Raw genomic sequence first — 8,764 nt, 5'->3', positions numbered from 1 at the left:
GGTCTGTCCTGACGCCGCTTGCGCGAGGCTCAGGCCAGACCGGCGGGTGGTTCCTTTACTTGCTGGAAGCAACCGTGATCTCGGTGGTCACCGAGTTCGCGATGAAGCACTCCTGGTGGGCACGGTGGTGGATCCGCTCGATCGTCGCGGCATCCGGCTCCTCGCCGGCCCAGACGATCGTCGGGTGCAGCGTCACCTCGGTGATCGCCACCCGGCCGGCCGCGTTCTTCGCCATCACGCCGACCGCGTGGTCGTCGTACGACTCCACGACCAGGCGCTTGCGGGCCGCGATCGCCAGGAAGGTGAGCATGTGGCAGGACGACAGCGACGCCACGAACGCCTCCTCCGGATCGACCGGCCCCGGATTCCCCAGGTACTTCGGGTTCGCCGAGCCGGGCACCGTGATGCCGCCGTCGAAGTGCCACTGGTGGTCGCGGTTGTAGGTGTCGTAGGTGAACTCGTGCTCACCACGGCTCCAGCTCACATCGACCACGTGCTCCGACATGTCCTACCTCTCCGAAACGGCCGCCTTCGCGGGTGCGGTGACGGGATTGCATCGTACGGGAGTGTGCCCCGGCAGCTTGGCGACGTAGTCGCTGTCGTACCGGGCCGCCATCCCGGCGACCGGGAAGTCCGTCGTCACCCACTGTGCGCCACTGGCCAGAGCGATCCCGAGCCGGGTGTAGTCCTTGTCGCGGATCGTCGCCATCGGCTCGTCCGACCGGGTGCGGACCAGGTAGCCCTTCGTCACCAGCCGCTGGATCTCGGCCTGGTTCGCGCCGCGCGGGTCGTTCACCTCGGTGACCGCGGCGTCCGGCGCGCCCTCGGGACCGCGGGTGAAGGCCGCCCGGCCCTCCAGGTTCGGCTTACCCGCCGTGTAGGTGTCGCGGATCTCGCCGGGTCCACCGTTGTCGAAGTAGAACATCACCTGGCCGCGAACGCTGTTCAGCCTCGGCCAGCCCTTGGTGAGCACGGACTGCTCGAGGGTCAGACCGGGCTTGCGGACGTCGTCCGGCGTGACGATCTCGTTCTCGGCGAACACCGACCGGATCTCGGTGTCGACGCTGTCCAGGTTGGCGGCGTCCCACGGCGGCGCCTTCACACCACCGGCGGCGACCACGTTCGGGTCGGACTGCTTGAGCTCCAGGTTGATCGCGATCGGCACGTGGTTCGGGTGCGCGTCGGACCAGGTCTTCACCTGCTGCAGGCACACCACGAACGTGGCGCAGTTCGTGTTGTAGTCGAAGTCCGGGACGTGCATGACCTTGATCCCGGGCTTGGCCATCGCCGGGTCGGTCAGCGGACCCTGCCCGGTCAGCTTCCGGATCAGCGGGTAGGTGTACAACCCGCCCTGCGGATCCGGGAACAGGTCCAGCTCGAGCGAGCGGACGTTCTGGTCCTCCAGCTGCTGCGTGATCGGGGCGTGCGAGTACCACAGGTCCACCGAGCCGGCATTCTGCTGCTGCTGGACCTTCTGCTCGTTCGGGCTGAGCTCCCGGTGATAGGAGTTGTGCGAGCCGACGACCTGCATCTGGTTCAGCCGCAGGCCGTCACCGGCCGCGCGCGAGTCCTGCCGAGCGACCGCCGTACCGGCGACACCGGACGCCGCGAGCGCCACCGATGCGAGGCCTGCGACCGCTGATCTGCTGATGCGCATACGAAGTTCCCCTCCTCGTGATTGACGGCAATCTGTCACATACGGGTGGCAACGGTGTCCCCCCGATGCGTGGACAATGAGTGAATGGTGACTTCGGGGGCGTATCCGCTGCGCCGGACGCCGACCCAGGACCGGGCGAGCCGGCAGGTCGAGCGGATCCTGGACGCGGCCTGTGCCGAGGTGGTCGAGCGCGGGTACGACGCGGCGTCGACGAGCGGGATCGCGAAGCGGGCCGAGATCGCGGTCGGCAGCGTGTACCGCTACTTCCCCGACAAGCGCAGCCTGATCCAGGCGATCGAGCGCCGGAACCAGGCGCGCTACACCGACGCGGTCAGCGAACGGCTGGCCGGTGTCACCAGTTGGCGCGGGGCGGTCGATGTCACGCTGGACACCTTCCGGGACATGCACCGGACCGACCCGGGATTCAAAGCGGTCGTGCTGAGCGGTCTCGGGGACCCGGAGCTGGAAGCGAAGCCGGGCGAGTTCGACGACCAGCACGCCGGCGAGTTCGCGGAATTGCTGGTGGCGCGGTTCGGCGCGCGCGAATCACAGGACTTCCGGTTGGCGGTGACGCTGAGCATCACGATGGGCGAGGCGCTGGCGCACCTGGCGGACCGGTTGGCCGCGGACGAAGCGAAGTACGTCCTGGATCAGGGCCGGCCGGTGCTGTACAACCTGCTCGCCCCACATCTGCCTGCTTGAGCCGAGGAGCGGCTCAAGCAGGTGAACCGTCAGGCTGCTGGGGCCGCGGAGTACGGGCCCAGCGTCGGCCAGTGGCTGACCCGGCCGGCCAGGCGAGCCCGGCGCGGCGAGCGGACGTCGTACGCGACGATCACCCGATCACCCTTGGCGTAGGTCAGCCGGCTCCCGACCGGGAACTTGCGAGCGACCTCGTACGGTCCCTCACCCCGGCGGGTGTAGTACTCGACGATGACCTCGGTGTACACCGCCGGGGCACCGCTCTCCAGTTGGCCGCGGACCGGGCCTCGCACCCGGATCACTCGTCCCGCGGTCTTCTCTTCCGTGCCGGTGGGGAGCCGGTCCCGCCGGATTCCGGCCAGGACGTCGGTCACGATGAAAGCCGCAACCACCAGCACCAGGCCGAAACCTAGAACAACGATCGTCAACATGGCACTCACCCCCGACGCGCCACCCGCGAGTGACGCGGTCGTTGTCGAAACTGCCTTGCGCGGCCCTTGCCGCACACCGGTGAGACGCCACCGGATTTCACTTGGTTCCAGGTAAGTACAAAATCTTTTCTACATGAACATAGTAGAACCCGGTGGAGCGGTGTTGCTAGGGGTGTAGTTGACCTGAAGTTGTCAGTTTCCGCCCATCCCGAACTGGTACTGCGGTGGAACTGGCCGGTGGGTGCCAAGCGCCTCCTCGGCCGCCAGCCAGTACTCGGTGAGCGGATTCGCGCCTTCCCGGACTGTCGCGAGCTGGATTCCGGCCGCCAGCAGTTCGTGGGCCGCTGCCGGGTTTCCGGTCTCCAATGCGTGCCTGACCTGCAGCAATTGGATCCGGGGATCGTCCGGAGCGTGCTCCAGCATCCGCTCCGCACGGGTCACGTCGGTGTCGAGCGCGGCGGCCACCGCCTCCACCACCAACGGCACCAGATCGGGCCGGAGTTCGACCGCGCGCTCGTAGTACACCGATTCTCCCGTGACTACACCGAGGTTGCGTAGAGCCCAGGCGTTGTCGCCGGACTGCCGCCACGCGGCGATCGCGCCGTCGACATCACCGTCGTAGTGCCGCGCGACGCCCCGGTGGTACCAGACCAGCCAGTTGTCCTCCGCGGCCTCCAGCAACTCCCGCCACGCCACCAACGTCCCATCCGGTACGTCGTCCACCGCCGGCAACTGTCCGTCGAGCAACGGCAGCCACGCCCGCTCGCGCGACGTCATCGTGTCCGGAGCGAACGGCGTACCGCCCGACACCGTCCACCCGGTGCGGGCCAACTCGAGCGCGCCCCATCCGGAACCGACGGCGAGGCTCTCCGCCGGTACTGCGTCGACGATGCCGAGCCACGCCTCTTCGCGGGCGGGCAGTGCCTCGAGCAGCGGACTCAACGCGGCGGCGCCGGCGCGACGAGCCGTGCGCCAGTCGTCGGAGTGCGCGGCGCTCGGGTCCACGGACATCCGGCCGTACGCCTCCAGCCAGTGCCAGTTCGTTCCGGCCGGCAGCTTCAGGTGCTCCATCTGGGTCCGGGCGAGACCCGCCTGAATCTCGGCGTACCCGTCGCCTTCGAGTCCTGGTGACAGCCACTCCTGCCAGCGGTGGCCGCCGTCGCCCTGGCCCCAGACGAACAGCTTGCGGCCCTGCAGCCGCTCAGTCGACGCCTGCACCAGACCAACGCCTGAGCCATCGACGGAGGCGATCCACGCGTCCTCGTCCGCCAGTGGCTCGAAGAAGAAGTCGACCGCCCGCGGGTGCCGCGTCGGGTAGGTCAGATCGGCGCCTTCATAGAGAGGTACGTCGACCAGGTCGAGGCGACTGCCGTACCCGAACCGCCAGGCCTGGTCAGCCGGGACGAGCACCCGCCGGTCCGCCGACTCCGGGACCGCGATGTTCGACCACCAGTACGCCGGGACGTCGGTGTCGGACGGGTTCTGCAGGCGCACACCGACGTACAGGAACTCGGAGTCGTCGGGGAGCCAGAAGTCGAGTTGGGTGACGAGGTTCCGGGTGCGTTCGAGCTCCCACAGCCGGAGCACCGGAGTACCGTCCGGGCCTTCGACGCGGGCGGCGTGCATCGGCGCGCAGGTGCCGGTCCAGTGGCCGGTGCTGCCGACGTTCCACTCGACGCCGCCGGCGAACCAGGCATTGCGGAGCGCGAGGTTCGCGGGCTGGAAGACTGGGTTGCGGTAGAGCAGCTCCTCGCCGGTCGCCTTGTGGACGAGTGAGTAGAGCCGGCCGCCGAGGCTCGGCAGGACGGTCGCCCGGACGTGGTCGTTCTCCAGCACCAGCGCGGGGAGCGGCGCCTCCACCAGCCTGCGGTCGTAGCCGTCCTGGTTGAGGCACGGCAGGGGGCTGTGCAGGCGCCCGTACTCGATGTTCTCCCGGAGGTCCGCGGGCAGCTCAGCGATGTTCTCGACGTGGTGCGGCTCGCGCTGCGTGCGCAGCGGGGCGAGCGGGTTCTCCGAACCGAGCGAAGCTGCGGGAAGTACGACGTTTTGCGCAGAAAGAATCGTCACGCACTCATCTTCGCAAGTGCGCTATACATGGTCGACATGGACGCTGATGTGATCGTCGTCGGGGCGGGACTGGCCGGGCTGGCCGCGACCGCCGAACTGGCCGACGCCGGCCGGAAGGTGCTGCTGCTCGACCAGGAACCCGAGGCCTCGCTCGGCGGCCAGGCGTTCTGGTCGTTCGGCGGCCTGCTGTTCGTCGACTCCCCCGAGCAGCGCCGGATGGGGATCAAGGACTCCCGCGACCTCGCGCTGCAGGACTGGCTCGGCTCGGCCGGTTTCGACCGGCTCGACGACGAGGACAAATGGGCGCGCCAATGGGCCGAGGCGTACGTCGACTGGGCGGCCGGCGAGAAGCGTCCGTGGCTGCACGCCCAGGGCGTCCGGTTCTTCCCGGTGGTCGGCTGGGCCGAGCGCGGCGGGTACAACGCGGACGGCCACGGGAACTCGGTGCCGCGCTTCCACATCACGTGGGGCACCGGCCCGGGTCTGGTCGCGCCGTTCGAGCGGCGCGTGCGCGAGGCGGTCGCGAAAGGACTGGTCGAGTTCCGGTTCCGGCACCGCGTCGACGAGTTGACCGTGACGGGTGGAGTGGTCGACGGTGTCGCGGGCAAGGTACTCGAGCCCAGCGACGTACGGCGTGGTGAATCGAGCTCACGCGTCGAGGTCGGTGACTTCGCACTGACAGCGCAAGCCGTGATCGTCACGTCGGGTGGGATCGGCGGAAACCACGACCTGGTGCGCGCGCAGTGGCCGGAGCGGATGGGGACACCGCCGAAGCGGATGATCAGCGGAGTGCCGGCGCACGTCGACGGCCGGATGCTCGCGATCACCGAGCAGGCCGGCGGCCGGTACGTGAACCGGGACCGGATGTGGCACTACACCGAAGGCATCCAGAACTGGGACCCGATCTGGCCACTGCACGGGATCCGGATCCTGCCCGGACCGTCGTCGCTCTGGTTCGATGCCACCGGCAAGCGACTGCCGGTGCCGCTGTTCCCCGGGTTCGACACGCTCGGCACCCTCGAGCACATCATGCGGACCGGACACGACTACACGTGGTTCGTGCTCACCCAGAAGATCATCGAGAAGGAGTTCGCGCTCTCCGGTCAGGAGCAGAACCCGGACCTGACGAACAAGGACGTCAAGGGCGTCCTCGGCCGGGCCCGCGGCGGCGCGACCGCACCGGTCCGGGCGTTCATGGACAAGGGTGCCGACTTCGTTGTGCGCGGCAACCTTCCGGACCTGGTCCGCGGCATGAACGACCTCACCGGCGAGAACCTGATCGACCTCGACGACCTGGAGCGCCAGATCGTCGCCCGGGACCGCGAGCTGACCAACACCTTCACCAAGGATCTGCAGGTGACCGCGCTCCGCGGCGCCCGGAACTATCGCGGCGACAAGCTGATCCGGGTCGCGTCCCCGCACCGCATCCTCGACCCGAAGGCCGGCCCGCTGATCGCCGTCCGGCTGAACATCCTGACGCGCAAGTCGCTCGGCGGCCTGCAGACCGATCTGGACTCCCGCGTCCTGCGCACCGACGGCACTCCGCTTCCCGGCGTCTACGCGGCCGGCGAGGTCGCGGGCTTCGGTGGCGGCGGCGTCCACGGCTACCGCTCGCTGGAAGGCACTTTCGTCGGCGGCTGTCTCTTCACCGGCCGTACGGCGGGACGCGCGGCCGCGAAGGCGGTGTCCTGAGGGACCACCGCGGAGTCCGTGGTTATGTGCTGCGATCCGATGTCCGAGCAGAAAGGCGACTCCTAGCGTGACGCCATGCGCCGTCTCCTCGCCCTCGTCACCTCCACCGTCACTTCAACCATCCTGCTCGCCGGAGTGACCGTGCCGGCTGATGCCCATCGTTCGGTCCGCGTCCCCGACGCGGAGCACCAGGAGGTCGCCCGGCTCGACGACCTGACCACAGCGGGCACCGTGAAGTCCGGGCACACCAACCCGGCCGACTACGCGGGTCTGACCCATGCGGGGCTGCCCGCGCATTCCGGCGTACCCGGGGTGCAGATCGACGGGTATTTCCGGGACAACTCGCACACCAACACGAACCATGGGTGGAACCACGACTCGCAGTTCGTGATCCGGCTACCCGAGCACTGGAACGGCGGTCTGGTGGTGTCGGGGTCGCCCGGCGTACGGGCGCAGTACGCGAACGATGTCGCGATCTCGGACTATGTGCTCTCGCTGGGGTACGCGTACGCCGCGACCGACAAGGGCAACACCGGCGCGGAGTTCTACAAGGACGGCGTGCGCCCCGGGGACGCGATCGTCGAATGGAACGTGCGGATGACGCAGCTCGCGCGAGCAGCCCGCGCCACGGTCGCGCAGTACTACGATCAGCGGCCGCGCGAGGTGGTCGCGGCCGGGATCTCGAACGGCGGTTACCTGGTCCGCTGGCAGCTCGAGAACCATCCCGAGCTGTACACCCGCGGCGTCGACCTCGAAGGCACGCTCTGGACCGTCGACGGGCCGAACCTGTTCACGTACTTGCCGCAGGCAATCAAAGGCTACGAGCTGAAGAACCCGGCGCTGATCACCGCCGCCGGCTTCGACCCGAAGTCCGACTTCCTGTGGGATTACCACTACACCGTGTACTGGAAGCTGACCCAGCGCATCTACGCCGCCGAGCTGGACCCGACATACACGGGCAGTGAGTCCGACTACGACTACGCGCTCAGGCCTGAAGCACACAAGGCGATCAAGCGGATCGCGCTGACCGGGAAGATCCGGAAGCCGCTGGTCACCATCCACGGCACCTACGACAGCCTGCTCCCGATCACCCAGGACTCCGACGTGTACGCCGAGATGGCGCGGCACACCGGCCTGCACAGGTACCAGCGGGTCGAGGCAGGCAATCACGTCGACGGTCTCGTCGACACCTACCTCGACCGGCTGGTCCCGCTCGTCCCCCAGTTCCAGGAAGCGATCAGAACACCATGGTGAGCAGGTCGGCGAACATTTCCTGTTCGTCGATCTCCAGCCCGCGGTTGGTGAACCAGGTCGCCATGTTGTGGCAGTCGCGCATCAGGAAGTCCATACCCTTCGGGTTGCCGACGATGTCGACCACCTGCGGGAGGTCGATCATCACGATCCGCTCCCCCTGGGCGAGGACGTTGTACGGCGAGAGGTCCCCGTGCGCGAGTCCGGCGCGGGCCAGCTCACGCATCCCGCCGCGGAGCTGCTCGAAGTACTGACCGAGCAGTTCCTTCGACGGCCGGACCTGGGCGAGCCGGGGCGCGGCGCCGCCCTCTCCGTCGTCGATGAACTCCATCAAGAGCTCGGTGCCGTCCACCTGGACGGGGTACGGCACCGGGACGCCGGCCGTCCACAGCCGGTTGAGGGCATCCCATTCGGCGTAGGCCCACTGCCCGGCCGCGACGCTCCGGCCGTGCGAGGACTTCTTCGCCATCGCCCGGCTGTCCCGGCTGTTGCGGGTACGGCGCCCCTCGACGTACGCCGTACTGCGGTGGAAGGACCGGTGTTCCTCGGTGCGGTACCGCTTCGCGGCGAGCAGCGAGGACTTCGCCGGGTTGTCGCCGATCGCGACGACGGCCCGTTCGAGCAGGAAGACGTCGGCTTCCTTACCGGTTTTGAGGACGCCGAGCTCGGTGTCGATCGCAGCCTGTTCCGTCACAACCCAGTCGGGTCGTGGTTCCGGGCCGCGAGAGCCGCGCTCGACGTCCAGCCAGGTGGACCACCGCTGATCCGGGCCCAGTTGCTCGTCGACCGAATGGAACTGGAAGACGTAGGCGTCGGCCGGATCGGGTTGGGACTCATCATTGGTGAATTCGGCCCAGCGGGAGTCGAGATCTGCGTAAGAGGTATCAGAGATGCGGTATTTCGAAGACAACTGGTGTGCTCCTGAACGAAGAAGAGAATCTGACGCGGACATGCCGCAGCACAGTGA

General features: G+C 68.2%; 8 protein-coding genes. 3 read left to right on the top strand and 5 right to left on the bottom strand.

From position 1 onward, the window contains the following. Nucleotides 1-55: 55 nt before the first annotated feature. Both ACWGID_RS16690 and ACWGID_RS16685 read right to left on the bottom strand, forming a co-directional pair. On the bottom strand, nucleotides 56-505 hold the full coding sequence (locus tag ACWGID_RS16690; protein ID WP_452197362.1) for an OsmC family protein: 450 nt from the start codon (nucleotides 503-505) through the stop codon (nucleotides 56-58). Nucleotides 506-508: 3 nt separating this feature from the next. Beyond that, nucleotides 509-1,657, bottom strand: a complete 1,149-nt coding sequence (locus ACWGID_RS16685; protein ID WP_452197361.1) for a phosphatidylinositol-specific phospholipase C1-like protein — start codon at nucleotides 1,655-1,657, stop codon at nucleotides 509-511. A gap of 84 nt (nucleotides 1,658-1,741) precedes the next feature. On the opposite strand from ACWGID_RS16685, the gene ACWGID_RS16680 reads away from it, so the two are divergent. Further along, the gene (locus ACWGID_RS16680) at nucleotides 1,742-2,359 is read left to right on the top strand and encodes a TetR/AcrR family transcriptional regulator (protein WP_452197360.1); all 618 of its coding nucleotides are present in this window, start codon (nucleotides 1,742-1,744) and stop codon (nucleotides 2,357-2,359) included. Nucleotides 2,360-2,388: 29 nt separating this feature from the next. Here the strand turns inward: ACWGID_RS16680 and ACWGID_RS16675 are convergent, their stop codons facing one another. Together ACWGID_RS16675 and ACWGID_RS16670 are read right to left on the bottom strand one after the other, a co-directional pair. Continuing rightward, nucleotides 2,389-2,787 (bottom strand): hypothetical protein, encoded by a 399-nt coding sequence (locus tag ACWGID_RS16675; protein ID WP_452197359.1) that lies wholly within the window; start codon nucleotides 2,785-2,787, stop codon nucleotides 2,389-2,391. Nucleotides 2,788-2,979: 192 nt separating this feature from the next. Beyond that, on the bottom strand, nucleotides 2,980-4,854 hold the full coding sequence (locus ACWGID_RS16670; RefSeq protein WP_452197358.1) for a DUF5107 domain-containing protein: 1,875 nt from the start codon (nucleotides 4,852-4,854) through the stop codon (nucleotides 2,980-2,982). A gap of 36 nt (nucleotides 4,855-4,890) precedes the next feature. On the opposite strand from ACWGID_RS16670, the gene ACWGID_RS16665 reads away from it, so the two are divergent. Together ACWGID_RS16665 and ACWGID_RS16660 are read left to right on the top strand one after the other, a co-directional pair. After that, a complete protein-coding gene (locus tag ACWGID_RS16665) occupies nucleotides 4,891-6,546 on the top strand; it encodes an FAD-binding dehydrogenase (RefSeq protein WP_452197357.1) in 1,656 nt (551 codons plus the stop codon). A gap of 75 nt (nucleotides 6,547-6,621) precedes the next feature. Beyond that, the gene (locus ACWGID_RS16660) at nucleotides 6,622-7,800 is read left to right on the top strand and encodes a prolyl oligopeptidase family serine peptidase (protein ID WP_452197356.1); all 1,179 of its coding nucleotides are present in this window, start codon (nucleotides 6,622-6,624) and stop codon (nucleotides 7,798-7,800) included. On the opposite strand, the gene ACWGID_RS16655 is transcribed toward ACWGID_RS16660, so the two are convergent. Next, entirely contained in the window at nucleotides 7,784-8,707 is a 924-nt protein-coding gene (locus ACWGID_RS16655; RefSeq protein WP_452197355.1) for a serine protein kinase RIO, read from the bottom strand. The two genes, ACWGID_RS16660 and ACWGID_RS16655, sit on opposite strands and share 17 nt — an antisense overlap. Nucleotides 8,708-8,764: the final 57 nt, after the last annotated feature.

Source organism: Kribbella sp. NPDC054772 (assembly GCF_053611945.1).
Note: the sequence above shows the minus strand (reverse complement) of the source record. Positions and strands in the feature narration are given on the sequence as shown.